A 1490-nucleotide genomic window follows, 5' to 3' on the forward strand; every position below is an offset into this window, starting at 1 on the left:
ACAAAACAAGAGCTATTACCTTTATGGAAAAAATAGTCATGAGAAACCCAGGGCTATTTGTACATTGGAAAAGAGGAATGATAGGAGCGTTTGCTTAATTGGGAGCGGTATGAATCGAGAGGTTCCTGTACCGTTCTAAGAGAGGCCAGTGGGGAAGTTCCGCAGGTCGACTCACCAGTATCACAAATCGATAAAGCAAAATGCTAGCCTTGAGAAGTCACCCACCAAAATTGCTCGCTCTCAAAGAAATCATATTTTTTCATCCCTTATCGCTTATTGCAAGCTTGAATTTCTTAAAATTAAAACCTTACTTAATCACTTTGCTTTAAAATATAAGTTAATCCTTAAAGCCAATCAGATGGCCTATCAAGAACTGCAAAATTTACAAAGGAATTTTATGCCTGCGTAAGGTGAGTTAAATAACTATATATGGCTTTGAAATGTCTGCTACTATGGTTTCCAATATAACAGATAAAGTTATTGAAGTAGCCACCGACTGGCAAGCTAGACCCTTGCAATCTGTCTATCCTATCGTGTTCTTTGACGCTATTCACTATAAAGTTAAAAAAGAAGGTAAAATTGTCTGTAAAGCAGCTTATACATGCTTAGGAATAGATAATGAGGGAAAAAAAGATGTTTTAGGGATTTGGATCGGCGAATGCGAAGGAGCAAAATTTTGGCTAAAAGTATGCACAGAATTGCAAAATAGAGGTGTAAAAGACATACTCATCGCATGTATTGATGGTTTAAAGTCTCTTCCGGAGGCAATAAGAGCTATATTCCCTGAAGTAAAAATTCAATTATGTGTAATTCATATGATTTGCAATTCAATAAAATATATTCCTAATAAATATGCTAAAGAATTTGCAGCTGATTTGAAAGGAATATATGGGGCACATACGGTAGAACAAGCAGAGCAGAAACTTGAAAAGCTTGGAGGAAAATGGAATAATAAATATCCTCTAGCAGTAAAACCTTGGGTAGTCCACTGGGATAACATTAAGACTTTTTTTGAGTTTTCAGCGCCTATTCGTCGTATGATCTATACTACCAATGCGGTAGAAGCGCTTCATAGGTAGTTTAGGAAAGTCACCAAAAATAAAGCAATTTTTCCTAATGATGATACTCTCTTTAAAATGCTTTTTTTAGCATTTAGAGATGTATCAAAAAAGTGGACAAAGCCCTTACTGGAATGGAAAACAATTATTTCTTATCTAGCCATAGCTTATGGTGAAAGGCTAAGATTAACAAATAACTGAGATGGTTTACACAGAATAATTGACAGTCTCTATAATAACTCTTTATATTTCTTACACATGTTTATTGAACCTTTACCAATATTGAGAAACCCTTAGAGACATTCTCTGAATTAATTTATTGAGCTATTCTTCTTACCATCAGACGTATCATAGCTAAATAGAGGAACGCTTGGCTGGTGTTTGGCAAGGCCTCATAATCCTTACTTAATCTGCGGCATTTGCCAAACCAGG

General features: G+C 35.6%; 1 protein-coding gene and 1 pseudogene. One reads left to right on the forward strand and one right to left on the reverse strand.

Features of this window, described 5'->3' with window-relative positions; genetic code table 11:
* Window positions 1-425: 425 nt before the first annotated feature.
* The gene (locus DB41_RS03355) at window positions 426-1079 is read left to right on the forward strand and encodes an IS256 family transposase (RefSeq protein ID WP_255350904.1); all 654 of its coding nucleotides are present in this window, start codon (window positions 426-428) and stop codon (window positions 1077-1079) included.
* A 295-nt stretch (window positions 1080-1374) separates the two neighbouring features.
* On the opposite strand, the pseudogene DB41_RS11590 reads toward DB41_RS03355, so the two are convergent.
* Window positions 1375-1490, reverse strand: a pseudogene (locus tag DB41_RS11590) (IS5/IS1182 family transposase); the annotation flags it as partial.

This window comes from Neochlamydia sp. TUME1 (genome assembly GCF_000813645.1).
Lineage (GTDB): Bacteria > Chlamydiota > Chlamydiia > Chlamydiales > Parachlamydiaceae > Neochlamydia.